23 protein-coding genes and 1 pseudogene are annotated in these 25,245 nt (G+C 72.0%); 22 read left to right on the top strand and 2 right to left on the bottom strand.

The window, feature by feature from the left end; genetic code table 11:
- The first annotated feature begins 40 nt into the window (after positions 1 to 40).
- From DLJ49_RS12705 to tcuB, 6 genes are all read left to right on the top strand, one after another.
- Positions 41 to 1,075, top strand: coding sequence for a Bug family tripartite tricarboxylate transporter substrate binding protein (locus DLJ49_RS12705; protein WP_115393929.1), 1,035 nt, complete (start codon positions 41 to 43; stop codon positions 1,073 to 1,075).
- A 172-nt stretch (positions 1,076 to 1,247) separates the two neighbouring features.
- Positions 1,248 to 2,243, top strand: a complete 996-nt coding sequence (locus tag DLJ49_RS12700; protein WP_158547460.1) for a Bug family tripartite tricarboxylate transporter substrate binding protein — start codon at positions 1,248 to 1,250, stop codon at positions 2,241 to 2,243.
- 81 nt (positions 2,244 to 2,324) lie between these two features.
- Positions 2,325 to 3,851 carry a tripartite tricarboxylate transporter permease gene (locus tag DLJ49_RS12695; RefSeq protein ID WP_115393927.1) on the top strand — a complete coding sequence of 509 codons (1,527 nt, stop codon included), beginning with the start codon at positions 2,325 to 2,327 and terminating at the stop codon, positions 3,849 to 3,851.
- Positions 3,841 to 4,287 (top strand): tripartite tricarboxylate transporter TctB family protein, encoded by a 447-nt coding sequence (locus tag DLJ49_RS12690; protein ID WP_115393926.1) that lies wholly within the window; start codon positions 3,841 to 3,843, stop codon positions 4,285 to 4,287. The genes DLJ49_RS12695 and DLJ49_RS12690 overlap by 11 nt, the downstream gene beginning before the upstream one ends.
- 321 nt (positions 4,288 to 4,608) lie before the next feature.
- Complete coding sequence (tcuA, locus tag DLJ49_RS12685; RefSeq protein ID WP_115393925.1) at positions 4,609 to 6,006, top strand: FAD-dependent tricarballylate dehydrogenase TcuA; 1,398 nt, start codon at positions 4,609 to 4,611, stop codon at positions 6,004 to 6,006.
- A complete protein-coding gene (gene tcuB, locus DLJ49_RS12680; RefSeq protein WP_115393924.1) occupies positions 5,996 to 7,114 on the top strand; it encodes a tricarballylate utilization 4Fe-4S protein TcuB in 1,119 nt (372 codons plus the stop codon). Before tcuA ends, tcuB begins: the two co-directional genes overlap by 11 nt.
- A gap of 175 nt (positions 7,115 to 7,289) precedes the next feature.
- On the opposite strand, the gene glmS is transcribed toward tcuB, so the two are convergent.
- The gene (gene glmS, locus DLJ49_RS12675; RefSeq protein ID WP_115393923.1) at positions 7,290 to 9,104 is read right to left on the bottom strand and encodes a glutamine--fructose-6-phosphate transaminase (isomerizing); all 1,815 of its coding nucleotides are present in this window, start codon (positions 9,102 to 9,104) and stop codon (positions 7,290 to 7,292) included.
- Between the two features lie 3 nt (positions 9,105 to 9,107).
- Positions 9,108 to 10,454 (bottom strand): bifunctional UDP-N-acetylglucosamine diphosphorylase/glucosamine-1-phosphate N-acetyltransferase GlmU, encoded by a 1,347-nt coding sequence (glmU, locus tag DLJ49_RS12670; RefSeq protein WP_115393922.1) that lies wholly within the window; start codon positions 10,452 to 10,454, stop codon positions 9,108 to 9,110.
- Positions 10,455 to 10,588: 134 nt separating this feature from the next.
- On the opposite strand from glmU, the gene DLJ49_RS12665 reads away from it, so the two are divergent.
- The 16 genes and pseudogenes from DLJ49_RS12665 (at position 10,589) to DLJ49_RS12595 (ending at position 25,233) form a co-directional block, all read left to right on the top strand.
- Positions 10,589 to 11,251 carry an HAD-IA family hydrolase gene (locus DLJ49_RS12665; RefSeq protein ID WP_115393921.1) on the top strand — a complete coding sequence of 221 codons (663 nt, stop codon included), beginning with the start codon at positions 10,589 to 10,591 and terminating at the stop codon, positions 11,249 to 11,251.
- A gap of 367 nt (positions 11,252 to 11,618) precedes the next feature.
- Positions 11,619 to 12,833 (top strand): DegT/DnrJ/EryC1/StrS family aminotransferase, encoded by a 1,215-nt coding sequence (locus DLJ49_RS12660; protein ID WP_115393920.1) that lies wholly within the window; start codon positions 11,619 to 11,621, stop codon positions 12,831 to 12,833.
- Positions 12,834 to 12,920: 87 nt separating this feature from the next.
- Positions 12,921 to 13,439 (top strand): EF-hand domain-containing protein, encoded by a 519-nt coding sequence (locus DLJ49_RS12655; protein ID WP_115393919.1) that lies wholly within the window; start codon positions 12,921 to 12,923, stop codon positions 13,437 to 13,439.
- 140 nt (positions 13,440 to 13,579) lie between these two features.
- Positions 13,580 to 14,743 (top strand): isovaleryl-CoA dehydrogenase, encoded by a 1,164-nt coding sequence (locus DLJ49_RS12650; protein WP_115393918.1) that lies wholly within the window; start codon positions 13,580 to 13,582, stop codon positions 14,741 to 14,743.
- 6 nt (positions 14,744 to 14,749) lie between these two features.
- Positions 14,750 to 15,259: a lysozyme inhibitor LprI family protein gene (locus tag DLJ49_RS12645; RefSeq protein ID WP_115393917.1), complete on the top strand. Its 510-nt coding sequence runs from the start codon at positions 14,750 to 14,752 to the stop codon at positions 15,257 to 15,259.
- A gap of 128 nt (positions 15,260 to 15,387) precedes the next feature.
- Positions 15,388 to 15,900, top strand: a complete 513-nt coding sequence (locus tag DLJ49_RS12640; RefSeq protein WP_115393916.1) for a lysozyme inhibitor LprI family protein — start codon at positions 15,388 to 15,390, stop codon at positions 15,898 to 15,900.
- Positions 15,901 to 15,979: 79 nt separating this feature from the next.
- Positions 15,980 to 16,378, top strand: a complete 399-nt coding sequence (locus tag DLJ49_RS12635; RefSeq protein WP_115393915.1) for a DUF1622 domain-containing protein — start codon at positions 15,980 to 15,982, stop codon at positions 16,376 to 16,378.
- Positions 16,375 to 17,133, top strand: a complete 759-nt coding sequence (locus tag DLJ49_RS12630) for a flavodoxin family protein (protein WP_115393914.1) — start codon at positions 16,375 to 16,377, stop codon at positions 17,131 to 17,133. The genes DLJ49_RS12635 and DLJ49_RS12630 overlap by 4 nt, the downstream gene beginning before the upstream one ends.
- The gene (locus DLJ49_RS12625; protein WP_115393913.1) at positions 17,130 to 18,731 is read left to right on the top strand and encodes an AMP-binding protein; all 1,602 of its coding nucleotides are present in this window, start codon (positions 17,130 to 17,132) and stop codon (positions 18,729 to 18,731) included. The genes DLJ49_RS12630 and DLJ49_RS12625 overlap by 4 nt, the downstream gene beginning before the upstream one ends.
- A complete protein-coding gene (locus DLJ49_RS12620) occupies positions 18,728 to 19,537 on the top strand; it encodes an EcsC family protein (protein ID WP_115393912.1) in 810 nt (269 codons plus the stop codon). Before DLJ49_RS12625 ends, DLJ49_RS12620 begins: the two co-directional genes overlap by 4 nt.
- A 130-nt stretch (positions 19,538 to 19,667) precedes the next feature.
- The gene (locus tag DLJ49_RS12615; RefSeq protein WP_115393962.1) at positions 19,668 to 21,272 is read left to right on the top strand and encodes a carboxyl transferase domain-containing protein; all 1,605 of its coding nucleotides are present in this window, start codon (positions 19,668 to 19,670) and stop codon (positions 21,270 to 21,272) included.
- 222 nt (positions 21,273 to 21,494) lie between these two features.
- Positions 21,495 to 21,644, top strand: a pseudogene (locus tag DLJ49_RS22875) (pentapeptide repeat-containing protein); the annotation flags it as partial.
- Positions 21,645 to 22,196, top strand: a complete 552-nt coding sequence (locus tag DLJ49_RS21780) for a thermonuclease family protein (protein WP_233488991.1) — start codon at positions 21,645 to 21,647, stop codon at positions 22,194 to 22,196.
- Positions 22,197 to 22,239: 43 nt separating this feature from the next.
- Positions 22,240 to 22,773 carry a hypothetical protein gene (locus DLJ49_RS12605; protein ID WP_115393911.1) on the top strand — a complete coding sequence of 178 codons (534 nt, stop codon included), beginning with the start codon at positions 22,240 to 22,242 and terminating at the stop codon, positions 22,771 to 22,773.
- A complete protein-coding gene (locus tag DLJ49_RS12600; RefSeq protein WP_115393910.1) occupies positions 22,766 to 23,275 on the top strand; it encodes a macro domain-containing protein in 510 nt (169 codons plus the stop codon). The genes DLJ49_RS12605 and DLJ49_RS12600 overlap by 8 nt, the downstream gene beginning before the upstream one ends.
- On the top strand, positions 23,272 to 25,233 hold the full coding sequence (locus DLJ49_RS12595) for an acetyl/propionyl/methylcrotonyl-CoA carboxylase subunit alpha (RefSeq protein WP_115393909.1): 1,962 nt from the start codon (positions 23,272 to 23,274) through the stop codon (positions 25,231 to 25,233). Before DLJ49_RS12600 ends, DLJ49_RS12595 begins: the two co-directional genes overlap by 4 nt.
- The last annotated feature ends 12 nt before the right edge of the window (positions 25,234 to 25,245 follow it).

The raw sequence follows: 25,245 nt of genomic DNA, 5'->3' as shown, positions 1-25,245 counted from the left end.
GCAAGAAACTACCAACAGGAAGCGAAGAAAGGGGAGTAAGATGCTACAGTTCAAAGGGTTCATCCGCGCGGCCCGTTCCTCGGCCGTGGCCGCGGCAACGCTCGCCATCGCCTGGGGCTCCGGGCCGGCCGCCGCGCAGGACGACTTCTACGAGGGCGAGACGGTCGAACTGATCGTGCCGCACGGCGCGGGCGGCGGCTTCGATACCTATGCGCGCGCCTCGGCCCGCTTCCTCGAGGAGTATCTCGGCGCGACGGTCGTGGTGAAGAACGTCACGGGGGCCGGCGGCAATATCGGGCGTAACCAGCTCTACCGGGCCGAGCCCGACGGGCTGACCATCGGATTCTCCAGCTTCCCGTCGATGATCTTCAGCCAGTTGTCGGGCGCCGACGGCATCCAGTACGACGTGAACGAATGGGAAATCCTCGGTCGCGTGGTGGCCGAGTCCGAGGTGATCTCGGTGCCTGCGGCTGCGAAGTACCAGAGCCTGGACGAGTTGCGCAACGCGGATGGCCCGGTGCGCATTCCGCTGTCGGGCGTGGGCGACGATACCTTTTTCAAGGCGATGATCGTGGCGCGCGGCCTCGGCATCGACGTGGTGCCGGTCACCGGCTACGACGGCGCGAGCGAGGCCTTCGCCGCCGGCATGCGCGGCGATGGCGAGATCCTGTCGAGCTCGATCGGCTCGTCGCTGCAACTGATCGAGGCCGGCGAGATCAAGCCGATCCTGCAGATCTCGCTGGTGCCCTCGACCTCGCTCGAGGGCGTGCCGCTGGCCTCCGAGGTGATCGAGGACGAGGTGATGGCCTCCTTCGTGCGGTCCGTCGCCGGCATCTCCGCGCTCGACCGGTCGTTCTTCGCGCCGCCGGGCGTGCCCGAGGAGCGGCTGGAGACGCTGCGCGCCGCCGTGGCGGCGACGATGGAGAACCCCGACTTCCTCGCCGAGATGGAGCAGCTCGGCCGCGCGATCGACTTCATGCCGGCCGACGAAGCGAGTGCCGTGCTGGAAGAGGCGATGGCGAACGCGGACGCGCTCGTGCCGCTGCTGGCGGACGCGCTCGAAGCGGCCCGCTGAGGCAGACCTCGCGTCGGCGCCCGGCCTCTCGCCCGGGCGCCGACGCGGACCCGCCCGCGCGCGATGCCCGCCGCGGGCGCAGGAACGGCCACCCCGAAGGACGGGGGCACCAGGGGCCTCTCCGGCATGCGGGCGGGCCCGACGGAACCGACAGGAGAGAAGGAGTGGATCGGTGAACCTGAAACTCGACAACCTGAAGACATCGCTCGCCGGGGGTGCGGCCGGGCTGACGCTGACGCTGGCGCTCGGCGTCGCGGCCGTGCCGGCCGCCGCCGCCGACTTTCCCGAGGCGGGATCGACGATAACGATCGTCATCCCGAACTCGCCCGGCGGCAGCACCGACACCTCCGCGCGGCTCTTCGCCGACGCGCTGTCCAAGAACCTGCCCAACCAGCCCAACGTCGTCGTCCAGAACCGGACGGGCGGCAACGGGATGATCGCGCTGAACGACATCATGCGCGCCGATCCCGACGGCTACACGCTGGGCATCCTCGAGGCGACGTCGGTGGTGCTGCCGCCGGTTCTCGAGGGGCGCGACTACGACCCGCTCTCCCTCGAGTGGATCGCCCAGATCAACAACCCGCTCTACCTCGCCGTGGCGTCGAAGGCGTCGGGCCTCACCTCGGTCGAGCAGATGGCTGGCACCGGCGAGACCTTCGTGCAGGCCTCGACCGGCGGGCGCCTCGACGGCTCGACGCTGGGCGCGCGCATGACGGGCATGGCGATGGGGTTCGACGTCAACCCCATCCCGCATGACGGGGCCTCCGAGGCGCTGCTGGCTGTCATCCGCGGCGATGTCGACTGGATGCAGGGTACCTTCCCCACGATCTACGCCCAGATCGACGATGTCGTGCCGCTGTTCACCTATACCAGCGAGCGCATCCCCAACCTTCCCGACGTGCCCTCGGTCGCCGAACTCGGCCACGAGGAGTTGCTGAAGCTGAACGGGCTGCAACTGGTGCTGGGTGCGACGCCAGGCACGCCGGACGACGTGATGGCGACGCTGAACGCCGCGGCCGAGGCCGCCTTCATGGACGAGACCTTCCAGGAGGGCATGGTCAAGGCGAACCAGAACGCCGAATGGCTCGACGCCGGCGAGACGCGCGAGCTGATCCAGGCCAAGATCGACCTGTTCAGCGCCGCGCGCGACGAGCTCCTCGAGGAGTGACAAGCCCACGATCCGGGCGGCGGCGCTCCCGAGGCGCCGCCGCCCTTTCCGTTGCGACTAGCAGCTTCAGGGACGAGCCGCGTGTACGATGCAATCCTGCCCGCCCTCGGCGTGATCTTCAGCTGGCCGGGGATCGCCTTCCTGATCGGGGGAACCCTGATCGGAATGGTCTTCGGCATCCTTCCGGGCCTGGGCGGCGGACAGGTCCTCGCGCTCCTGCTGCCGGTGACCTTCGCGCTCGAACCCGAATACGCCATCATCATGCTGATCGGCGCGGCGGGGGCCGTGCCCACGGCGGGCTCGGTCGCCGGCATCCTGCTCAACACGCCCGGCTCGGCCCAGAACGTCGCCACCACCTTCGACGGCTATCCGCTCGCGCGGCAGGGCAAGGCGGGCTACGCCATCGGGGCCGCGGCCACCTCGTCGCTGCTGGGCGCGCTCGTGGGCGCGTCGGTGCTCATCATGATCCTGCCGCTCGGCCGGCAGATCGTGCTGTCGTTCTCCTACCCCGAATACTTCATGATCACCGTCATGGGCCTGTGCCTGATCGCCCTGCTGGGCGAGGGCACGATGTGGAAGGGCGTCATGTCGGCCGGGCTGGGCCTGATGCTGGCCTTCGTCGGCGCCGACCCGATCGAGGGGCTGGTGCGCTACGATCTCGGCACCGACTATCTCTACGACGGCATCAAGCTGGTGCCGGTGATGATCGGCCTATTCGCCATCTCCGAGGCCCTGTCGCTGCTGCTCGACAAGAAATCCGTCGCCGGAGAGCGCATCGAGTTCGGCATGTCCGGCGTGTGGCGCGGCAGCCTCGCGGTGTTCCGGAACTTCGGCACGTTCCTGCGCGGCTCGATCCTCGGCACGCTGATCGGGATCATCCCCGGCGTTGGCGGCGCGGTCGCCAACCTGATCGCCTACGGCCAGGCCAAGGCCACCGCGAAGGACAAGTCGTCCTTCGGCAAGGGCGACATCCGCGGCGTCATCGCGCCGGAATCGGCCAACAACGCCAAGGACGGCGGCGCCTTCGTGCCGACGCTGATCTTCGGCATCCCCGGCAGCCTCGACATGGCGATCCTGATCGGCGCGCTGATGGTGTTCGGGATCACGCCCGGCCCGCGGCTGATGCTCGACAGCCCCGACATCATCATGGTGCTGATCGGCACGCTCGTCTTCGGCAACGTGCTGGCCGGGATCATCATGCTGGGATGGGCGCCCTATCTCGCCCGCGTCACCGCGCTGCGCAGCACCACCGTCGCGCCAGTGATCCTGGTGCTGGGGCTGCTCGGCTCGTATGCCACCTACGGCAATTTCGGCGACATGATCGTGGCGCTCGTCTTCGGGCTGGTGGGCTACTTCTTCCAGGCCTACGGGTTCTCGCGGGTGGCGCTGATCATCGCGCTGGTGCTGGGCGGCCTGATCGAGAAGAACTTCTACCAGAGCATGCTGGTCTTCGGGATCGAGGGCTCGCTGACGCGGCCGATCACGCTGGGCCTGCTGCTGGCGACCATCGCCATGCTCGTCTATCCCGCGCTGCGCGCCAGCCCGGGCGCGCTCCTGTCGCGCGCCGCCCGGCGGTCGCGGAGCAAGGAGTCGAAAGATGAAGGCTAGGCACGTTTTCACCCTGCTTGTCGCCACGCTGTCGGCGGCGATGCTCGCCGGGGCGTTCGAGTATGCGGGAACGGCGGCGTTCGGCTTTCCCTTCGCCGTGTCGGGGCTGGTGCTCGTCATGGCGCTTGCGCTCCTCGTGGCGGATCTCCGGGCCGACCGGGCCGCCGCCGCCGCAGGGCAGGCCCCCGACGCCCCGACCCCACCGCCAGAGCAGGACAGGCCCGTCGACTGGGCGGGCCTCGCGCGGATCTACGGCTTCCTCGCGGGCTTTCTGGTGGTCGCCCATTTCGTCTCCTACCTGGTGGCGGTGCCGGCTTTCCTGTTTCTGTTTGGCGTGCTTTTCTGCAATGAGCGGAAGGTGCCGAGCGCGGTGCTCGCCGCGAGCGTCGGGCTTGCCGTCTTCGTGATCTTCGACCAGTTCCTGCCCTCGTTCTGACCTTGCCCGCCCCGCATCCACGACCAGGAGCACCCGGTTCAGCCCGGCCCGGAGGATACCAACACGGGGCGGCCGGGCGCGGAGGCGCCACCGGGGGCAGGGCGCCCCCGCATGGGCGCCGCGGGCAGGCGCAGGGTGCAGGGCAGGGGGCGATGCAGGCTCCGCGCCCTTGGCCTGCCGCCGCGGCCGCATGGGCCGGGCATCCGCGGGGCGGGGCAGATGGCGCGGGGCGAGGGCGTCGATACGGGCCTGGAGTCCGCCTCGGGCGGGCGCGATGATCGCGGCAGGGCCGGACGAACGGGACAGGGAAGCGGGAGCGCGATGAACGGGACGCTGGAATCGACATTGTGGGACGTGATCGTCGTGGGCGGAGGCAATGCCGGCCTCTGCGCGGCGATCGAGAGCGCCGAGGCGGGGGCGCGGGTGCTGGTGCTCGAAGGCGCGCCCGAGCCCTATCGCGGCGGCAATTCGCGCCATACCCGCAACTTTCGCTGCAAGCACGAGGCGCCGCTCTCGGTCCTGACCGGCGCCTACCGCGAGGACGAGTATTTCGACGACCTGATCCGCGTCACCGGCGGCAAGACCGACGAGGCGCTCGCCCGCATGACGATCCGCACCTCCGAGGAGTGCCTGCCCTGGATGGAGCGGCACGGCGTGGCGTTCCAGCCCTCGCTCTCGGGCACGCTGTCGCTGTCGCGCACCAACGCCTTCTTCCTCGGCGGCGGCAAGGCGCTGGTGAACGCCTACTACAACACCGTCGAGGATCTGGGCGTGACCGTCGCCTACGAGGCCGAGGTCACCCATGTCGCGGTCGAGGGCGGCCGGGTGCAGGGCCTCGACGCGACGATCGGCGGGCAGACCGTCCGGCTGGAGGCGCGCGCGCTGGTGCTCGCCTCGGGCGGCTTCCAGGCCAATCTCGACTGGCTGGCGAGCGCCTGGGGCGAGGCGGCGCGCAACTTCCTGATCCGCGGCACGCCCTACAACCGCGGCGCGGTGCTGCGCGACATGCTCGACCAGGGCGCCGACAGCGTGGGCGACCCCACCCAGTGCCACGCGGTCGCCATCGACGGCCGTGCGCCCAGGTTCGACGGCGGTATCGCCACGCGGCTCGACTGCGTGCCGTTCTCTGTGGTGGTCAATCGCAACGGCGAGCGGTTCTACGACGAGGGCGAGGATGTCTGGCCCAAGCGCTACGCGATCTGGGGCCGGCTGGTGGCCGCGCAGCCCGAGCAGGTGGCCTATGCCATCATCGACGCCGGGAGCCTCGAGCTGTTCATGCCTTCGCTCTACCCGCCCGAGAAGGCCGACACGATCGAGGGGCTGGGCCAGCGCCTCGGCATCTCGGGCCCGAAGCTGCGCGAGACGGTCGACGCCTTCAACGCCGCCTGCCGCGACGGCGCCTTCACGCCGACCGAGCTCGACGGGCTGGCCACCGAGGGCCTCGACCCGCCCAAGACGAACTGGGCCCGCCCCATCGTCGAGCCGCCATTCTACGGCTACACGCTCCGCCCTGGCGTCACGTTCACCTATCTCGGGCTCAAGGTCGACGAGACGGCCCGCGTCTCGGCCGGGGGGGCGCGGCTGGCCAATGTCTGGGCGGCGGGCGAGATCATGGCGGGCTCGATCCTCGGCCAAGGCTATCTGGCCGGCTTCGGCATGACCATCGGAACCGTCTTCGGACGCATCGCGGGACAGGAGGCTGCCGCCCATGTCGCTTGATTTCACCCGGGGCGAGGCCCCCGTCGCCCTCAGCCCCGAAGAGCGCGGGCAGGACGCGATCGAGGAAGCGCGCCGGCAGGTCCAGATCTGCAACGCCTGCCGCTATTGCGAAGGGTATTGCTCGGTCTTTCCCGCGATCACCCGCGAGCGTGCATTCGCCGACGGCGACATCACGCAACTTGCCAATCTCTGCCACAACTGCCGCGGCTGCTACTACGCCTGCCAGTATGCCGAGCCGCACGAATTCGCCGTCAACCTGCCGCGCGCGCTGGCCGAGGTGCGCAGCGACAGCTGGGAGCGGTTCGCCTGGCCGCACGGGCTGGCGGGCACGTTCCAGCGCAGCGGCGTGGCGCTGACGGCCGCGCTCGTCGCCGGCATCGCGGCGCTCTTCCTCGCGCTCGCGGCGCTGGCGCCCGCTTCGGGCGAGGGCTTCTACGCCTATCTCTCGCACGCGGCGATGGTGGCGATCTTCGCCCCGGCCTTCCTGTTCCCGGTCGTCGCGCTCGGGGTGGGCGTGCGCCGCTACTGGCACGAGACGGGCGGCGGCCCCGTCCGGTGGGCGCACCTGAAGGAGGCCGCGCTCGACGCCGGCCGGCTCAAGAACCTGTCGGGCGGGCCGGCGCAGGGGTGCAACTACGAAAACGGCGACCGCTTCGGCAACGCCCGTCGCCATTCGCACCAGGCGGTGCTCTGGGGCTTCCTGCTGTGCTTCGCCTCGACCTCCTCCGGCACCGTGCTGCACTACGTCTTCGACGCGCCCGCACCCTATCCGCTGTGGAGCCTGCCGAAGCTGTTCGGCGTGCCGGGCGGGCTGCTGCTGACGGTGGGCGCCTTTGCGCTCGCCTGGCTCAAGACGAAGGCCGACCCCGCGCTCGGCGCACCGTCACGCTGGGGCGGCGAGATGGCTTTCGTGCTGCTTCTCGGTCTGACGGGCCTGTCCGGGCTCGTTCTCTATGCGGCGACGGGCACAGTCCTGGTGCCCGCCCTGCTGGCGCTGCATCTGGGGGCGGTGCTGGCCCTGTTCCTGACGACGCCATATTCCAAGATGGCCCATGGCGCCTACCGCTTCGCCGCGCTCGTGCGCGACGCGCAGGGGCGCGCGGCCTAGCAGGCCGGGCGGGCGCGAGCGGCGTGTCACCGGGGCTCTCGTGAGGGCGCGTCCGGGCTAGCTCGAAGCGCCGCCATCGTTACGTCTGGCGGCGCCTTGCGAACGTCGGACGCCCCGCTCCGGGCCGGCCAGCCCCCCTGGCGTGGCGTTCCGTGGCGTGCAGCCCCCTGGGCGGTCACTCCACGGTGACGGATTTCGCCAGGTTGCGCGGCTGGTCGACATCGGTGCCCTTGGCGACGGCGGTGTGGTAGGCTAGCATCTGCGCCGGCAGGGCATAGAGGATGGGTGCCAGCAGGTCGTCGACCGAGGGCATGGCCACGCTCTCCCACACGCCCGCGCCCGCCTCGGCGATGCCGGCGGCATCGGACACCAGCAGCACCCGGCCGCCACGCGCCATCACCTCCTGCATGTTCGACACGGTCTTGTCGAACAGCCCGTCGCGAGGCGCCAGCACCACCACCGGCACCGTGTCGTCGATCAGCGCGATGGGGCCGTGCTTGAGCTCGCCCGATGCATAACCTTCAGCATGGATATAGCTGATTTCCTTGAGTTTCAGCGCGCCCTCGAGCGCCAGCGGGTACATCGGGCCGCGCCCGAGGAACAGCACGTCGTCGGCCTCGGCGATCCGCCGCGCCACGCGGGCGATCTCCGGGCCGAGCGCGAGCGCGTGGCTCATCAGGCCGGGCAGGGCCTGCAGCGCAGCGAGATGCGCGGCCACCGCGCTCGCGTCGAGCGTGCCCCGGTCGCGCCCCGCCCTGACCGCCAGCAGGAAGAGCACGGCCAGCTGACAGGTGAACGCCTTGGTCGAGGCAACGCCGATCTCGGCGCCGGCATGGGTGGGCAGCACCAGCGCCGATTCCCGCGCCATCGTGCTCTCGGGCACGTTGACGACCGAGGCGACCTGCGCCGCCTTCGGCGCGGCATAGCGCAGCGCCGCCAGCGTATCCGCCGTCTCGCCCGACTGGCTGACGAACAGCGCGAGCGTGCGCGGCGGGATCGGCGGCTCGCGATAGCGGAACTCCGACGCGACGTCGACCTCGGCGGGCAGCTGCGCGATCCGCTCGAACCAGTAGCGCGCGATGGCGCAGGCGTAGGAGGCGGTGCCGCAGGCCGACATCGCCACGCGATCGACCTCGGCAAAGTCGATCCCCGGCTCGGGAAGCACGATCTCGTCACCCAGGTAATGGGCCAGCGTGTCGGCGAGCACGGTGGGCTGTTCGGCGATCTCCTTCGCCATGAAGTGCCGGTGCCCGCCCTTCTCGATCTGTCCCGCGTCGAGATGCACTGTCCGGGCCTCACGGTGGACAGGCCGCCCCTCGCCGTCGCAAATGTCGATGGAGGCGCGGGTGAGAATGGCCCAGTCGCCTTCCTCGAGATAGGTGATCCGGTCGGTCAGGGGCGCGAGGGCGATGGCGTCGGAGCCGACATAGACCTCGCCTTGCCCGTGCCCGATGGCCAGAGGCGAGCCCTTGCGGGCAACGATCATCAGGTCGTCCTCGCCCTCGAACAGGAAGGCCAGCGCGAAGGCGCCCTCGAGGCGGGCAAGCGTCGCCTGCGCCGCTTCGCGCGGGCTATGTCCTGCGTCGAGGTGGCGGCGGGCGAGGAGCGCGATCGTCTCGGTGTCTGTCTCGGTCTCGCTGGCATAGCCCGCTGCGTGAAGTTCCTCCCGCAACGTCTTGAAATTCTCTATGATCCCGTTGTGAACCACCGCCACCGGCCCGGCGCGGTGCGGATGGGCGTTGACCTCGGAGGGCGCACCGTGGGTGGCCCAGCGGGTGTGCCCGATCCCCGACTTGCCGGCGAGCGGTTCGTGCACGAGCCGGTCCGACAGGTTGACCAGCTTGCCCACGGCGCGGCGCCGGTCGAGCCGGCCGCCCTGCACGGTGGCGATGCCGGCCGAGTCGTAGCCGCGATACTCGAGCCGCTTCAGCGCCTCCACCAGCAGCGGCGCCGCCTCGTGATCGCCCAGAACGCCGACGATTCCGCACATCGCCTAGCCCCTTTCCGCCCTGGCGGCGCGCAGCCGCTCCATCAGCCTGCGCCCAAGCCCCGGCCTGGTCTCCTGCCGCGCGCGGCCAAGCGCGAGCGCCCCCGCCTCGACGTCGCGCGTGACGACCGAGCCCGAGCCGGTCACAGCCTCGGCCCCCACCCGCACCGGCGCGACCAGCATCGTGTCCGACCCGATGAAGGCGCGCTCTCCGATCACCGTGCGGTGCTTCGAGACGCCGTCGTAATTGCAGGTCACCGTGCCCGCGCCTATATTGGCGCCCGCCCCCACCTCGGCATCGCCGATATAGGTCAGGTGGTTGACCTTCGCCCCCGCCCCGATCTCGGCCGCCTTCACCTCGACGAAGTTGCCGATGCGCGCGTCCTCGCCGATCTCGGCGCCGGGGCGCAGGCGGGCGTAGGGGCCGATCACCGCCCCGGCCGAGACATGGCAGCCCTCGAGATGGCTGAAGGCGCGGATGCGCGCCCCGGTCTCGACCGTCACGCCGGGGCCGAAGACGACCATCGGCTCGACCTCGACGTCGCGGCCCAGCACCGTGTCGTGGGCGAAATGCACCGTTTCTGGCGCGGTCAGCGTCGCCCCCGTCTCCAGCGCCCCGGCCCGCGCGCGCGCCTGAAAGGCGGCCTCGGCCCGGGCGAGATCGGCGCGCGAGTTCACCCCCAGCGTCTCGGCCTCGTCGCAGCGCACCACCCCACACGAGAGGCCGCCCGCCCGGGCGAGTCCCACGATGTCGGTCAGGTAGTACTCGCCGCTGGCATTGGCGTTGCCGATCTGCGGCAGCAGTTCCTCGAGCAGCGCCGTGGCACAGCAGATCACTCCGGAATTGCAGAGCCGCACGGCGCGTTCCGCCTCGGTGGCGTCCTTCCACTCGACGATGCGCTCGAGCGTGCCGTCGGCCGCCTGCACGAGCCGCCCGTAGCGCCCCGGATCGGCGGCCTCGAACCCAAGCACCACCACGTCGTGCTGTGCCCGCGCGGCCTGCATGGCGGACAGGGTTTCCTCGCGCAGGAACGGCGTGTCGGCGTAGAGCACCAGCGTGTCGCCGCCGGCGCCGGCGATCTCGGGCAGCGCGACCGAGACGGCATGCGCCGTGCCGAGCCGTTCCTCTTGCGTGACCACCGCCGCCTCGGGGACGATCTCGCGTGCGGCCGCGCCCACCGCCGCGCCGCCGTGGCCCACGACGAGGGCGACGCGCGCGGGCCCCAATGCCAACCCGGCGCGCAGCGCATGGTGCAGCAGCGGCGCATGGGCCACCTCGTGCAGCACCTTGGGGCGGTCAGAGAGCATGCGGGTGCCCTCTCCGGCCGCAAGAACCACCAGTTGCAGCGCCATGGCCCCGCGCCCCCTGCCTCTTTCCATCCGCCTCGCGGCGTATTACCGCCCGTATCGCGCGGCGCCGGCCCTGCCGCAAGGCCCGCGCGGGTCACGCTGCGTTTCGACAGGTTTCACGGGAAGGGGCAGAGACGATGCGCAGCGTCATCTTCGATCTCGACGGCACGCTGGCCGACACGTCGGCCGACCTCATCGCCGCCGCCAACGCCTGCTTCGACGCGATGGGCGCGGCCGTGCGCCTCGACCCGGCGGCGGACGCGGGCATCGCCTTCCGCGGCGGGCGCGCGATGCTGCGGGCCGGACTCGCCCGCACGGGGCTGGACGACGAGACCGAGGTCGACCGCTGGTATCCCCGCCTGCTCGACGCCTACGAGGCGCGCATCGACGCCGAGACCATGCTGTATCCCGGGGCGCTCGACGCGGTCGAGGCGCTGCGGCGCGCGGGCTTCGCCGTCGGAATCTGCACCAACAAGCCGGAGCGCCTCGCCCGCCTGCTGCTCGACCGGCTGGACATCGCCCCGACCTTCCCCGCCCTCGTGGGCGCCGACACGCTGCCGGTGCGCAAGCCCGATCCGGCGCCGTTTCACGAGGCGGTGGCGCGGGCCGGCGGCACGCGGGGGCGCGCGATGCTCGTCGGCGACACGGTGACCGACCGCGACACCGCCCGCGCCGCCGCCGCGCCCGTCGCCCTCGTCACCTTCGGCCCCGAGGGCCGCGCCGTGGCCGACCTCTCTCCCGACGCGCTGCTCGACGCCTACGACGCCCTCCCGGCCCTCGCCGCCCGCCTGCTCCCCTGACCGCCCGTGTCGCCGGCCGGACGCGCGGACCTCGCCTTCGGCATCGGCCCGCCCGCCCGGCAGCCCTCGCCTGCGCGCGCCGGCCGTCGCGCCCGATTGCCCGTCGATGCGGCGCGTCCTCACGGGGGCACCATGCGGACCTGCGGGCACAGGACGCGGGCAGGGGCGCAGGGGCGCGGGGCTGAAGGCGCCCCGGCTCGTCCCATTCCGCTTCGCTCCTTCTTCTTGCGTCAAGTATCCCGGGGGGAGGCGCCCGGAACGGGCGACGGGGGGCTGGCCCCCCGACCCGGGCTGCCCCCGCCCCTGGCCCCGATTGACGGGCGGGCGCGGCCCGGGCCAGATGGCGGCGCGACACGGAGGACGGGCGATGGGCGACGAGAGGTTCATCGGCAGCTTCACCCAGCAGGAGCCGATCCCCGAGGCGGGGATCGACTCGGCGACCGAGGTGCTGCGCCACGGGCGGCTGCACCGCTACAACCTCGCCGGGGACGAGGCGGGAGAGGTCGCGCTCCTCGAGGAGGAGTTCGCCGCCTACACTGGCGCGCGCTACTGCCTCGCAGTGGCCTCGGGCGGCTATGCCATGGCCTGCGCGCTGCGCGCGCTCGGCGTCGCGCCCGGCGCGCCGGTTCTGTCGAACGGCTTCACCCTGGCCCCGGTGCCCGGTGCCATCGCGGCGGTGGGCGCGCGGCCGGTCTTCGTGGAGACGACGGAGCAGCTCACGATCGATCTCGACCACCTCGCCGCGCAGGCCGGGGCGCACCCGCAGGCGCGCGTGCTGCTGCTGTCGCACATGCGGGGCCACGTCGCCGACATGGAGGCGTTGATGGAGGTCGCCCGCGCCCATGATCTGACGGTGGTCGAGGATTGCGCGCATACGATGGGGGCGCGCTGGCGCGGCGTGCCCTCGGGGCGGCACGGGGCGATCGGCTGCTACTCCACCCAGACCTACAAGCACATGAATTCGGGCGAGGGCGGGCTGATCGTGACCGACGACGCCACGCTGGCCGCCCGCATGATCCTGCTCTCGGGCAGCTACATGCTCTACGCGCGCCACCGCGCCGCGCCGCCGCCGGAGGCGTTCGAGGGGCTGACGGCGGGCATCCCCAACGTGTCGGGGCGCATGGACAACCTGCGCGCGGCGATCCTGCGGCCGCAGCTCGCCGATCTCGACGCCCGCTGCGCCGCCTGGACGGAGCGGTATCGTGCCGTGGAGCGGGGCCTCGCCGGCACGCCGGGGCTGCGCCTCGTCGAGCGGCCCGCGGCGGAGCGGTTCGTCGGCTCGTCGTTCCAGTTCCTCCTGCCCGGTTGGGGGGCGGAGCGGATCGAGGCGTTGCTCGGCGCCTGCGCCGCCCGCGGTGTCGAGCTCAAGTGGTTCGGCGCCGAGGCGCCCCACGGCTTCACCTCGCGCTATGCCCACTGGGCCTATGCCGACCCGCAGCCGCTGCCGCAGACCGACCGCATTCTCGCGGGCCTGATCGACTTTCGCCTGCCGCTCACCTTCAGCCTCGCCGATTGCGCGCAGATCGCCCGGATCCTGCGACAGGAGGTGACGCGGCACGCGCCCGGCCTCGCCGCCGAATAGCGGCCGCAGCCGCGCTGCCCGTTGAAACAAATCCGCGCGCCTCACCGTTGCCCGCGTCCCAGCCAACGCGACAGGAAGGAGGCACGCATGACCCGCCACCTGATCACCGCCAGCGTCCTCGCGCTCGGCCTCGCCGCCGCGCCCGCCTCGGCGCAGTATCTCGAGAACTGGGAATTCGACGAGAACCCGGAAATCGATCGCGCCGAATACGAGGCCTGGTGGCAGGACGAGGGCGATTTCGACGCCTACGACGCCGATGCCGACGAGGGTCTCGGCCGCTCGGAATTCTACGTCGCCACCTACGACATGATGGATCTGAACGGCGACGGCATGCTGACCGTCGCCGAGTGGGACACCTGGGCCGACACCCGCATCGGCGAGGACGAGGTCAACCTCGACCTGTCGGAGTGGGACCAGGACGGCGACGACCGGATCACCCGCGCCGAGTACGACGAGGCCGCGGGCGAGGCGCCGTGGTTCACCGACTACGACGCCAACACCGACGACCTGATCGACGCGGCCGAATACCGTAACGGCGTGTTCGAGTGGATCGACGCGAACGACGATGGCGTGATTACCGAGAGCGAGGTCGATCTGCAGGTGTGACCATCACCTCTTCGGCGTCAGGCCCGTTCCCGGGCCGACCGGTCCGCGCCCGGCAGGGCGCGGACCGCGATTGACCGAAGGTCTTGCCCCCGATAAATTGAACGGGCGTTCAATATCTCGGGAAGGGAGGCCCGTCGCCCATGTTCACCGCATCCATGGCGTTCGATCTGGGCGAGGATGTTGCCGCCCTGCGCGAGACCGTTCACCGCTGGGCGCAGGAGCGGGTCCGGCCCCGCGCCGCCGAAATCGACGCGAGCAACGTCTTTCCCCCCGAGTTGTGGCGCGAGATGGGCGAGCTCGGCCTGCTCGGCATCACCGTCGAAGACGAGTATGGCGGGGCGGGCATGGGCTATCTGGCCCACACGGTCGCCGTGGAAGAAGTGGCGCGCGCCTCGGCCTCGGTCTCGCTCTCCTACGGGGCGCATTCCAACCTTTGCGTGAACCAGATCCGCCTGAACGGGACGGAGGCGCAGAAGCGCCGGTATCTGCCCGGCCTGATCTCGGGCGAGCATGTCGGCGCGCTGGCCATGTCCGAGGCGGGCGCGGGCTCCGACGTGGTCGGCATGACCCTCGCCGCCGAGAAGCGCAACGACCACTACCGGCTGAACGGCACGAAATACTGGATCACCAACGGCCCCGACGCCGACGTGCTGGTGGTCTATGCCAAGACCGACCCGCAGGCGGGATCGAAGGGCATCACCGCATTCCTGATCGAGAAGTCGATGACGGGCTTCTCCACCAGCCCGCATTTCGACAAGCTGGGGATGCGCGGCTCGAACACCGCCGAACTGGTCTTCGAGGATGTCGAGGTGCCCTTCGAGAACGTGCTCGGGCAGGAAGGGCAGGGCGTGCGCGTGCTGATGTCGGGGCTCGACTACGAGCGGGTGGTGCTGGCGGGCATCGGCACCGGCATCATGGCCGCCTGCCTCGACGAGATCATGCCCTACATGGCCGAGCGCAAGCAGTTCGGGCAGCCGATCGGCTCGTTCCAGCTGATGCAGGGCAAGATCGCCGACATGTACACGGCGCTCAACTCGGCCCGCGCCTATGTCTATGAGGTGGCCCGCGCCTGCGACAGGGGGACGGTGACGCGGCAGGACGCGGCGGCCTGCGTGCTCTATTCCTCCGAGGAGGCGATGAAGCAGGCCCACCAGGCGGTGCAGGCGATGGGGGGCGCGGGGTTCCTCAACGACGCGCCGGTCAGCCGGCTGTTCCGCGACGCCAAGCTGATGGAGATCGGCGCGGGCACCTCCGAGATCCGGCGCATGCTGATCGGCCGCGAGCTGATGGCGGCGATGGGGTAAGGCAGGATGCGCTGCCTTGTCGCCCTCGCCCTGCTCGCCGCGCCCACGGCCGCCCAGCAGCAGCCCGACCCGGCCTTCGACATCGTCCCGACACGCGACTGCATCGAGGCCGGCGGCGCCCGGGCGTGCATCGGCCGTGCGGCCGAGAGTTGCCAGGCCCAGCCGGGGGGCGAGACGACCGTGGTCATGTCGTTCTGCTTCTGGAAGGAACTGGAATGGTGGGACGCGCGGCTCAACGCCGTCTATGGTCGCCTGATGGCGCAGGAGCAGCGGATCGACGCGGAGATCGCCGGGCTTTCCGATGCACCGCCTGCCTCGCGGGCAGACGCCCTGCGAGCCATGCAACGGGCGTGGATCCCGTTCCGCGACGCGGCCTGCGACTACGAGCGGTCGCAATGGGGCGGCGGGACGGGCGGAGGTCCGGCGACGTATGCCTGCCTGATGCACGAGACCGCGCGGCAGACCCTGCGGCTGGAGCGCACGCTGGGTGCGGAGGCCCCCGTTGTCGGCCGCTGAGGGCACAGACCCTGCCATGCACATGCCGCATGGCAGGGCGCGCATCCGCGCCCGCGACGTCACGCTGCGCTGCAGAGGCGCGCGCAATGTTGTAGCCGCCGAGCGCACAACGACGACGGAGTTATCGCATGCGCACCGCCCTTGCGCTCGCCGCCCTCATCCTCGCCGCGCCCCTCGGCGCGCCCGCCCAGGAGGTCGACTTCGACATCCAGCCCACGCTCGACTGCATCGAGGACGCGCGGCGTTCCGACCATCGTCCGCTCTGCGTGGGCGAGGCGGCGCAGGCCTGCGTGCGGGGCATCCCCAACGCCGGCGCGGTCGACGTCTCGCTCTGCATGGAGCGCGAGACGCGCTACTGGGCGCGGCGGATGCAAGCCGCCTACGACGCGATGCACGAAAAGGCCGAAGCGGCCGATGCCGCCTTCGCCCGGACCGAGATGGCGAAGAAGGTGCCCTTCAAGCTGACGGAGGATCTCGCGCTGATGCAGGACGCCTGGAAGGACTGGCGCGAGAAGCGCTGCGCCTTCGAGGCGATGCTGCACCGGGGCACGCCGGAGGCCTCGATGTCCGCCGCCTGGTGCATGGTGCGCCAGACGGGCGCGCAGGCGCTCTTCCTCGAGCGCTCGGCGGCGAAGGACTGAGAGGCGCCCGCCGCCGGGCGGCGGCCCGTGACGCCACGGGCGTATCGCGTCGCCCCAGCAGACGCACCCCGGGGGACGCATGGACGGGATGACCGATCTCGGCGGGACGGAGGGCATCCTCCATTCCGAGCTCGCACATGTGGTGCATGCGCTCGAATGGGTGGCCGCCAGCGTCGACCTGCTCGCCATCGCAGTCATGCTGATCGGCACGGTACGTTTCCTGCGGGGCTTCGTCGGAGCCGAGTTCAAGCACAAGGAGGCGGCGCGCGCCCGCGTCATCAACCGCGAGCGGGTGGAGCTGGGCCGCTACATCCTGGCCGGTCTCGAGCTGTTCATCGTGTCCGACATCATCCACACCGCGCTCAGCCTCGCCCTCGGCGACCTGATTTTTCTCGCGCTGCTCGTCGCGATTCGGTCGGCGATCAGCTACTTCCTCGACAGGGAGATCCGCGAGATCAGGGAGGACCCCGAGCGATGACCCTCAGCGACCGCCAACAGGCCCTCTGCGACGGCAGCCACGATTTCACCGGCCTTCGCGCCATCCTGTTCAACTGCTCGCTCGAGCGCGACGCGCATGCCAGCCACACCCGGCTGCTGCTCGACGTGGTCGCCGAGATGATGGCGAAGAACGGCGTGCATGTGGAGCACGTGCACATGGCCGCCTCGGGCGTCGTCCCCGGCGTCTATCCCGACATGACCGAGCACGGGTACGAGGCCGATGGCTGGCCGGCCCTCTGGGAGCGGGTGCAGGAGGCGCAGATCTGCATCGTCGGCACGCCGATCTGGCTGGGCGAGGAAAGCTCGCTCTGCCGGATGCTCATCGAGCGGCTCTACGGCATGTCGGGCGAGCTGAACGAAAGGGGGCAGTCGGTCTTCTACGGCAAGGTGGGCGGCGCCGTCGTCACCGGCAACGAGGACGGGGTCAAGCATGTCGCGATGTCGGTCTGCTACGCGCTCTCGCACCTTGGGCTGACGATCCCGCCGCAGGCCGATTGCGGCTGGATCGGCGAGGCGGGGCCGGGCCCCTCCTACGGCGACGCGCTGGAGGACGGCACCCGCGCGGGCTTCGACAACGAGTTCACCCAGCGCAACACCACGATCATGACGTGGAACCTGATGCACATGGCGCGGATGCTGGCCGAGGCCGGGGGCCTTCCGAACCACGGAAACGACCGGCGCGCCTGGGCCGCCGGCTGCCGCTTCGACCACGCCAACCCGGAGCACCGTGCATGAGCCTGCCGCCCGGACATCCCGGCGCGCTCTATCCGCGCCTTGCCGCCGGCGAGGGGTGGCGGCTGCCCGCGCGGCTCAACATGGCCGAGGAGGCGTGCGACCGCTGGGCCGAGGCGGATCCCGACCGCCCGGCCATCCTGGAGCCGGCGGGCGGGGAGCTTTCGGTCACGACCTACGGCCAGTTGCGCGCCATGGCCGACGCGCTGGCCCGGGCGCTCGCCGCGCAGGGCGTGGGCCGCGGCGACCGGGTGGGCGTGCTGCGCGCGCAATCGCCCTGGACCGCCGCCGCCCATGTGGCGATCTGGAAGCTGGGGGCGATCTCGATCCCGCTTTTCGTGCTGTTCGGCGACCGGGCCCTCGCCGAGCGGCTTTCCGATTCGAGCGCCCGCGCCGTGGTGGCGGACCCCGAGAGCGCGGCGCGCCTGTCGGGGCTGGCGGCCGAACTGCCCGATCTTGCGGACATCCTCGTGCCCGAGGAGATGGACCTCCGTTCCGGCGGGCCGCCGATGATCCCCGCCGCGACCGGCCCCGACGACCCTGCCGTGCTGATCTACACCTCGGGCACCACGGGAGGGCCCAAGGGCGCGCTGCACGGCCACCGCGTGCTGCGCGGCCACCTGCCGGGCGTCGAGATGTCCCACGACCTGCTGCCCAGGGCCGGCGACGTGCTCTGGACGCCGGCCGACTGGGCGTGGATCGGCGGGCTGTTCGACGTGCTGATGCCGGGGCTGTTCCATGGCGTGCCGGTCGTCGCGGCCCGGCTGCGCAAGTTCACGCCGGAGGGCTGCATCGAGGTCGTGCGCAGCTGCGGGGTTCGCAACGTCTTTTTCCCGCCAACTGCCCTGCGCGCGCTCCGGGCGGCCGACCTGCGCCTGCCCGGCCTGCGCTCGGTGGCGAGCGGGGGCGAGCCCCTCGGCGCCGAGATGCTGGCCTGGGGGCGGCGGGCCTTCGGGCTGACGATCAACGAGTTCTACGGCCAGACCGAATGCAACATGGTCGTCTCCTCCTGCGCGGCCCTTTTCGAGGCGGTGCCCGGCGCCATGGGCCGCGCCGTGCCGGGGCACGAGGTCGCGGTGATCGACGCCGAGGGGCGGCCGACCGAGGGCGAGGGCGACATCGCCGTGCGGCGCGGCTCGGCCTCGATGTTTCTCGGCTACTGGAACGATCCGCAGGCCACGGCCGCCAGGTTCCGCTGCGAGTGGATGCTCACGGGCGACCGCGGGCTGCGCGAGGGCGCGGCGCTGCGCTTCGTCGGCCGCGAGGACGACATCATCACGTCGTCGGGCTACCGCATCGGACCGGGCGAGGTGGAGGACTGCCTGCTGACGCACGCGGCGGTGGCGAGCGCCGGCGTCGTCGGCACGCCCGACGCCGCGCGCACCGAGGCCGTCACCGCCTTCGTCGTCCTGCGCGAGGGGCACCCGCCCTCGGAGGCATTGCGCGCGGCGCTGCAATCCCATGTAAGAGAGCATCTCGGGGCGCACGAATACCCGCGCCTCGTCCATTTCGTGGAGGATCTGCCGATGACCGTCACCGGCAAGGTGATCCGCCGGGCGCTCAGGGCGCGGGCGGCAGAGCTTGCGGAGGAAGAGGCATGAGCGCGCCGACCGGTCCGCACGATCCTTCGCTCGCCGGGGTGGTGGCCGAGGCGCTGCGCGCCCAGCGCGCCTACGAGGAGGCGCGGCGCACGCGCCTCGGCAGCGGCGCGGAACGCATCACCCGCCCGCTTGGCGGCGCCTTCGCCCGCGCCGTGCCGCCCGAGATGGTGCGCGCCGCCCTGGGTGCGGCCGACCGGGTGGCGGGGGCGACGCTGTCGGCGCTCGACCACGACCCGTCCGACCTCGCCGCCTGCGAGGCCGAGGCGCGGCGCGTGCAGGCCTGGGCCTCGGGCGGCAACGCCGCGAGCGGCTTCGCCGCCGGCTGGTTCGGGGCGGCGGGCGTCACCGCCGACATTCCCGCGACGCTGACGCTGGCTGCGCGCAACGTGCGCGCGACGGGCCTCGCCTACGGGGTCGAGGGTCTGGGCGAGGAGGAGGCCGCGTTCCGCCTGATGGTGCTCGAAGTGGCGACGAGCCAGGCCGACGAGGGCCGGCAGGAGCGGCTGGCGGAGCTCAACCGCATGGCCGAATGGCTCAACTCGCCCGGCGGGCGGCTGGTGCTCGAGAAGGGGGGCGAATGGGTGACCGAAAAGATCGTCGAGCGGGTGGCGCGCCAGCTGGGCGCGAGCCTCGCCGGCCGCAAGGCGGGCCAGGTCGTGCCCATCGTCGGGGGGGCCGTGGCGGCGGTGGTCAACGCGAGCTTCCAGACCGACGTGAGCCGCGCGGCCCGCTACGCCTACCGCAACCGCTGGCTGATGGCGCGGCGCATGATCGGCGGGTCCTCGACGGAGGCGCAGCAGGGATGATCATCGAGCGATGGCCCGCGCGCCGCAGGCGCGGCCCAATTTCCTTGGCAAGGAAATTGCAAATTCCTTGTGAAGGAATTTGGCCGTCGCGCGGGCGGCGACCGGGCCCGTCCAGTCCGACGGGGTGCACATGAAGATCGTCAGTCAGGTCGCTCCGGGTGCGCCCGGTTTTGCCGCCAATCGCGAGGCGCACCTGGCGGCGCTCGCCGAGATCCGTGCGGTTGCGGAGGCGGCCGCCGCCGGCGGCGGGGAGGCTGCGCGCGTCCGTCATGTCGCGCGGGGGAAGATGTCGCCGCGCGCCCGCGTGGCCGGGCTGCTCGACGCGGGCTCACCCTTCCTCGAGATCGGGGCCACCGCCGCGCATGGCATGTATGACGGCGCAGCGCCCTGCGCGGGCGTCATCGCCGGCGTCGGCCGGGTCGCGGGGCGCGAGGTGATGGTGGTGTGCAACGACGCCACGGTGAAGGGCGGCACCTACTACCCGATGACCGTCAGGAAGCATCTCCGCGCCCAGGAGATCGCCGAGGAAAACCGGCTGCCCTGCGTCTATCTCGTCGATTCGGGGGGGGCGAACCTGCCCAACCAGGACGAGGTGTTTCCCGATCGCGACCATTTCGGCCGCATCTTCTACAACCAGGCGAACATGAGCGCGCAGGGCATTGCGCAGATCGCCGTGGTGATGGGGTCGTGCACCGCCGGCGGTGCCTACGTGCCGGCGATGTCGGACGTGACCATCATCGTCAGGGAGCAGGGCACGATCTTCCTCGCCGGCCCGCCGCTGGTGAAGGCCGCGACGGGCGAGGTCGTTTCGGCCGAGGACCTCGGCGGCGGCGACGTGCATACCCGTCTCTCCGGTGTCGCCGACCAGCTCGCCGAGGACGACGCGCACGCCCTCGCCCTCGCCCGGCAGGCCGTCGCCTCGCTCGGCCCCGTGCCCGACCCGCGCCGCGACTGGGCCAGCCCCGAGCCGCCGGCCTACGACCCCGAGGAGATCCTCGGCGTCGTTCCAGCGAGTCTCTCCACCCCCTACGACATCCGCGAGGTGGTCGCACGCCTCGTCGACGGCTCGCGGCTCGACGAGTTCAAGCCGCGCTTCGGCGAGACGCTGGTGACGGGCTTCGCCCATGTCGCGGGCTGCCCGGTGGGGATCGTGGCCAACAACGGCGTGCTGTTCTCCGAGAGCGCGCAGAAGGGCGCGCATTTCGTCGAGCTGTGCTCGCAGCGGAAGATCCCGCTGGTGTTCCTGCAGAACATCACGGGTTTCATGGTCGGCCGCCGCTACGAGAACGAGGGAATCGCGCGCAACGGCGCCAAGATGGTGACGGCCGTGGCCACGACCGCGGTGCCCAAGATCACCATGCTCGTCGGGGGCTCGTTCGGGGCGGGGAACTACGGCATGGCGGGCCGGGCCTATTCGCCGCGCTTCCTGTGGACGTGGCCCAACTCCCGCATCGGCGTGATGGGCGGCAGGCAGGCGGCCGGCGTGCTCGCCACCGTGAGGCGCGCGGCGATCGAGAAGGCGGGCGGCACGTGGTCGGACGACGAGGAGGCCGCGTTCCGCCGCCCGACCGAAGAGATGTTCGAGCGTCAGTCGCACCCGCTCTACGCCTCGGCGCGGCTCTGGGACGACGGGGTGATCGACCCGCGCCGCGCCCGCGAGGTGCTGGCGCTCTCGCTCTCGGCCGCGTTCAACGCGCCCATCGGCGAGACACGCTTCGGCGTGTTCCGGATGTGAGCGGGTCAGGCGCCATCGGGGCGTGCCGCGCCGTGTCGCGCCTCCGTTGCCGGGGGGCGCAGTCCGTCGTCGTCGTCGACGAGCTGCGCGCGCTCTGCGGCGACTTCCGCGGTCGCATCCGGGCGGGGGGCATGACGGCAATCCCCGGCGCGGCGCGGGGCGGGACCCGCGACCAGGGCCGGGCAGCGCGGTGCCGGCCCGCTGCGGGCCGGCTGCACGAGGATGGACGGTGCCGGGATGGACGGTGCCGTGATGGACGGTGCCGGATTGGACGGTGCCGGGATGGATGGGGCCAGATTGGACGGGGCCAGATTGGACGGGGCCAGATTGGACGGGGCCACGATTGATGGGGCCGGGATGGAAGGGGCCAGCATGAGCGAGGCAGGGCGCAGGCGACGCAAGCAGCGCCTGAGCGATGCCGAACGCATCCGCCGGCAAGAGGCCTGGCGGCGGCGGCTCAAGATGGCCGCTTTCGCGTCTGGCGGCGGGCTGATCCTCCTGCTCGTCGCGCCGCTCGCGTCGGACGTCGCGATGGGGGCCGCCAAGCGCGCGGGCGAATGCCGCATCGTGAGGGTGCTCGACGCCGACCGCTTTCGCCTGTCCTGCGACATCGTGGGGCGCCAGACGGCCCGCCTGCTCGGGGCCGACGCGCCGGCCTCGCTCGGTGTCGATTGCCCCGACGAGTTCTACGCCGGGCAACGCGCGAAGTGGGCGGTGCGGGCGCAGCTCTGGGCGGCGGACGAGGTGCGCGCCGATCTCGACGGGTTCGGCTGGCGCGAGACGCCGCTGGTCGTCGTCACGGTCGACGACCGCCGTCTCTCGGGCTGGCTGGTCGACGAGGGGCTCGCTCGCGCGGACGACGGCTACGGTCGCGGCGGCTGGTGCCAGGGCGAGATCGACGCCCTGCGAGGTGGACCCTCGTGAGGGGCCCGCGCCAGATGGCCCTGCGAGCCTGGAGGGAGGCAGCATGAGCGACGACCGCCGCATCGTGCGCACGGTGGCCGATGCCAACGGGGCGCAATGGGTCCATCTCACGCGCGAGGAGGCCGAGGCCCATCCCAAGGGGCGGCCCGGCCTCGTGCTCTGGGCTCTCGCGGCGTGGTTCGCGGCCTCGGGCGGGCTGGAAGTGGCGCTGGCGCTGGCCGCGGGGGCGCCGGTCTGGACCGGGGCGCTGGGGCTTGTGTCGCTGGTGGCGGCGGTCGGCCTGATCCTGCGGGTGCCGTGGGCCTACGTGCTGGCGGTGCTGCTGCCCGCGCGCTTCGTCATCGGTTTCGTGCAGACGATCGGCGGCGGGGCGCAGGAGCTGACGGGCGCGCCGCAGGCCGAGCAGGTCTTTGTGCTGGTTCAGGCGGCGATCGCGGTGCTGGCGATCTTCTACCTCGTCGAGGGCGAGCGGCCGAACCTGATCTACCGCCATCGCTTCCGCTCCTACACCGCCGAGCGGCAGGTCGAGGAAGAGCGTCGGCGCCGCGAGGAAGAGGAGGAGAAACGCGATGGCTGAGATCCGGCTCTGGCGGGGCGACATCACCACGCTCGCGGTGGACGCGATCGTGAACGCGGCGGACGAACGGCTGAGCGGCGGCGGCGGGGTCGATCTCGCCATTCATCGTGCCGCGGGGCCGGGGCTGGCGGAAGAGTGCCGGCGTGTGGGCCGCTGCCCCACGGGCGAGGCGCGGCTGACCGCAGGGCACGCGCTGAAGGCGGCGCGGGTGATCCACACCGTCGGGCCGGTCTGGGCCGGGGGCGCACGCGGCGAGGCGGGCCTGCTCGCCGCCTGCTACGACAGCGTCGTGCGGCTGGCCGATGCCGCGGGATGCCGGACGCTTGCCTTTCCGGCCATCTCGACCGGGGTGTTCGGCTTTCCGCGCGAAAGGGCGGCCGGGATCGCCGTGGCCACGCTGCGGCGCGTGCTGCCGGGCACGGGCCTCGCGACCGTGACGCTCGTCGCCTTCGACGCGGCGGCCGAGCGGGTGCTGTCCGGCGCGCTGGAGGCCCACGCATGATCCGCCGCCTGCTGATCGCCAATCGCGGCGAGATCGCCGTTCGCATCGCGCGCACCGCCCGGGCGATGGGGCTCGAGACGGTCGCCGTCCATTCCGACGCCGATGCCGGCGCGCTGCATGTCGCGGCGGCCGACCGCGCGGTGCGGATCGGCCCCGCCGCGCCGTCCGAGAGCTATCTCGACGCGGCGAAGGTGATCGAGGCGGCGCGGGCGACGGGCGCAGACGCGATCCACCCCGGCTACGGCTTCCTCTCGGAGAACCCGGGCTTCGTCGAGGCGGTCGCGGCGGCGGGGCTGGTCTTCGTCGGCCCGCCCGCCGCCGCGATCCGGGCGATGGGGCTCAAGGACGCCGCCAAACGCGCCATGGCCGAGGCGGGCGTGCCGGTCGTGCCCGGCTACCACGGCGAGGCGCAGGACGACGACCATCTGGAGGGCGCGGCCGAGGCGATCGGCTACCCGGTGCTGATCAAGGCCGTGGCGGGGGGCGGCGGCAAGGGGATGCGCCGGGTCGCCGACCCGGCCGGCTTCCGCGAGGCGCTGGCGAGTTGCCGGGCCGAGGCGCGGGCGGCCTTCGGCGACGACCGGGTGCTGGTGGAGAAGTGGATCGAGAGCCCCCGGCACGTGGAGGTGCAGGTCTTCGCCGACGCGCATGGCAACGTCATCCACCTGAACGAGCGCGACTGCTCGCTCCAGCGCCGCCACCAGAAGGTGATCGAGGAGGCGCCCGCGCCCGGCATGAGCCCGGAGGTGCGCGCCGCGATGGGGGCGGCGGCGGTGCGCGCGGCCGAGGCCATCGGCTATGTCGGGGCGGGCACGGTCGAGTTCATCGCCGACGGCGCGCGCGGGCTGCGCAGCGACGGCTTCTGGTTCATGGAGATGAACACCCGCCTGCAGGTCGAGCACCCCGTGACCGAGGCTGTCACGGGCCTCGACCTCGTGGAGTGGCAGCTGCGGGTGGCGGCGGGCGAGCGCCTGCCGCTCGCGCAGTCCGAGGTGCCGCTCGAGGGCCACGCGATGGAGGCGCGGCTCTATGCCGAGGATCCGGCGGCGGGCTTCCTGCCGGCCACGGGGCGGTTGACCCACCTGCGCTTTCCGGCAGGGGTGCGGGTGGATACCGGCGTGCGGTCGGGAGATACGGTCTCGCCGCATTACGACCCGATGATCGCCAAGGTGATCGCCCACGGCCCCGACCGCGAGACGTCGCGCCGCCGCCTCGTCCAGGCGCTTCGGGCGACCGAAGTGGCGGGCTGCGTGACGAATCTGGGCTTTCTCGCGCGCCTCGCGGACGAGGCGGATTTCGCCGCCGGCGCTGTCGACACGGGCCTGATCGAGCGGGCCGGCAAGGCGCTGATGGCCGAGCCGGCGCCCTCGGCCCGCGCGATGGCCGCCGCCGCGCTCGCCGTCGCGCGCCCCGAGGCGGCCGGGCCTCAGGCGGGGTTCACCCTCTGGGCGCCGCTTCTGCACGAGGTGCGTCTGCTGCACGCGGGCGAGGAGATCGTCGTCGGCCTGTCGATGGGGGGGGCGGACAGGGCGCAGCTCGTCGCTCTCGGCGTGACGGTCGCCGCCGAGCTGCGGTCCGGCGGCTGGTGGCTCGACGGCTCGCCCGCGCCCGCGGCCCATGTCGAGGGCGCCCGCGTCACCGTGTTCGACGGCGGCCCCGTGCCCTTCGCCGTGCCCGACCCGCTCGCCCGCGGCGCCGCTGCCGGGCCTTCGGGCGACGTGGTCGAGGCGCCGATGCCCGGCCTCGTGCGCGCGCTCCTGGTCGCGCCGGGCGACACGGTGTCGGCGGGCCAGCGCCTCGCCGTGCTGGAAGCGATGAAGATGGAGCACGCGCTGGCCGCGTCCCGTGACGGGGCGGTGGCCGAGTGCCTCGTCGCCGAGGGCGCGCAGGTCGAGGCGGGCGCCGCGCTGATCCGCCTCGCCCCCGAGGGCGGGCCGGAAACCGAGGCGGCAGAGTAGGGCGGCACCGCG

This window comes from Rhodovulum sp. 12E13, from assembly GCF_003340565.1.
Taxonomy (GTDB): domain Bacteria; phylum Pseudomonadota; class Alphaproteobacteria; order Rhodobacterales; family Rhodobacteraceae; genus HLUCCA09.
Note: the sequence above shows the minus strand (reverse complement) of the source record. Positions and strands in the feature narration are given on the sequence as shown.

What these genes read in the sequence shown, in the direction of transcription:
- DLJ49_RS12705 (WP_115393929.1), top strand. Translation starts at nt 41, where the DNA reads ATGCTACAGTTCAAAGGGTTCATCCGCGCGGCCCGTTCCTCGGCCGTG.
- DLJ49_RS12690 (WP_115393926.1), top strand. Translation starts at nt 3,841, where the DNA reads ATGAAGGCTAGGCACGTTTTCACCCTGCTTGTCGCCACGCTGTCGGCG.
- tcuA (WP_115393925.1), top strand. Translation starts at nt 4,609, where the DNA reads ATGAACGGGACGCTGGAATCGACATTGTGGGACGTGATCGTCGTGGGC.
- tcuB (WP_115393924.1), top strand. Translation starts at nt 5,996, where the DNA reads ATGTCGCTTGATTTCACCCGGGGCGAGGCCCCCGTCGCCCTCAGCCCC.
- glmS (WP_115393923.1), bottom strand. Translation starts at nt 9,104, where the DNA reads ATGTGCGGAATCGTCGGCGTTCTGGGCGATCACGAGGCGGCGCCGCTG.
- glmU (WP_115393922.1), bottom strand. Translation starts at nt 10,454, where the DNA reads ATGGCGCTGCAACTGGTGGTTCTTGCGGCCGGAGAGGGCACCCGCATG.
- DLJ49_RS12665 (WP_115393921.1), top strand. Translation starts at nt 10,589, where the DNA reads ATGCGCAGCGTCATCTTCGATCTCGACGGCACGCTGGCCGACACGTCG.
- DLJ49_RS12660 (WP_115393920.1), top strand. Translation starts at nt 11,619, where the DNA reads ATGGGCGACGAGAGGTTCATCGGCAGCTTCACCCAGCAGGAGCCGATC.
- DLJ49_RS12655 (WP_115393919.1), top strand. Translation starts at nt 12,921, where the DNA reads ATGACCCGCCACCTGATCACCGCCAGCGTCCTCGCGCTCGGCCTCGCC.
- DLJ49_RS12650 (WP_115393918.1), top strand. Translation starts at nt 13,580, where the DNA reads ATGTTCACCGCATCCATGGCGTTCGATCTGGGCGAGGATGTTGCCGCC.
- DLJ49_RS12645 (WP_115393917.1), top strand. Translation starts at nt 14,750, where the DNA reads ATGCGCTGCCTTGTCGCCCTCGCCCTGCTCGCCGCGCCCACGGCCGCC.
- DLJ49_RS12640 (WP_115393916.1), top strand. Translation starts at nt 15,388, where the DNA reads ATGCGCACCGCCCTTGCGCTCGCCGCCCTCATCCTCGCCGCGCCCCTC.
- DLJ49_RS12635 (WP_115393915.1), top strand. Translation starts at nt 15,980, where the DNA reads ATGGACGGGATGACCGATCTCGGCGGGACGGAGGGCATCCTCCATTCC.
- DLJ49_RS12630 (WP_115393914.1), top strand. Translation starts at nt 16,375, where the DNA reads ATGACCCTCAGCGACCGCCAACAGGCCCTCTGCGACGGCAGCCACGAT.
- DLJ49_RS12625 (WP_115393913.1), top strand. Translation starts at nt 17,130, where the DNA reads ATGAGCCTGCCGCCCGGACATCCCGGCGCGCTCTATCCGCGCCTTGCC.
- DLJ49_RS12620 (WP_115393912.1), top strand. Translation starts at nt 18,728, where the DNA reads ATGAGCGCGCCGACCGGTCCGCACGATCCTTCGCTCGCCGGGGTGGTG.
- DLJ49_RS12615 (WP_115393962.1), top strand. Translation starts at nt 19,668, where the DNA reads ATGAAGATCGTCAGTCAGGTCGCTCCGGGTGCGCCCGGTTTTGCCGCC.
- DLJ49_RS21780 (WP_233488991.1), top strand. Translation starts at nt 21,645, where the DNA reads ATGAGCGAGGCAGGGCGCAGGCGACGCAAGCAGCGCCTGAGCGATGCC.
- DLJ49_RS12605 (WP_115393911.1), top strand. Translation starts at nt 22,240, where the DNA reads ATGAGCGACGACCGCCGCATCGTGCGCACGGTGGCCGATGCCAACGGG.
- DLJ49_RS12600 (WP_115393910.1), top strand. Translation starts at nt 22,766, where the DNA reads ATGGCTGAGATCCGGCTCTGGCGGGGCGACATCACCACGCTCGCGGTG.
- DLJ49_RS12595 (WP_115393909.1), top strand. Translation starts at nt 23,272, where the DNA reads ATGATCCGCCGCCTGCTGATCGCCAATCGCGGCGAGATCGCCGTTCGC.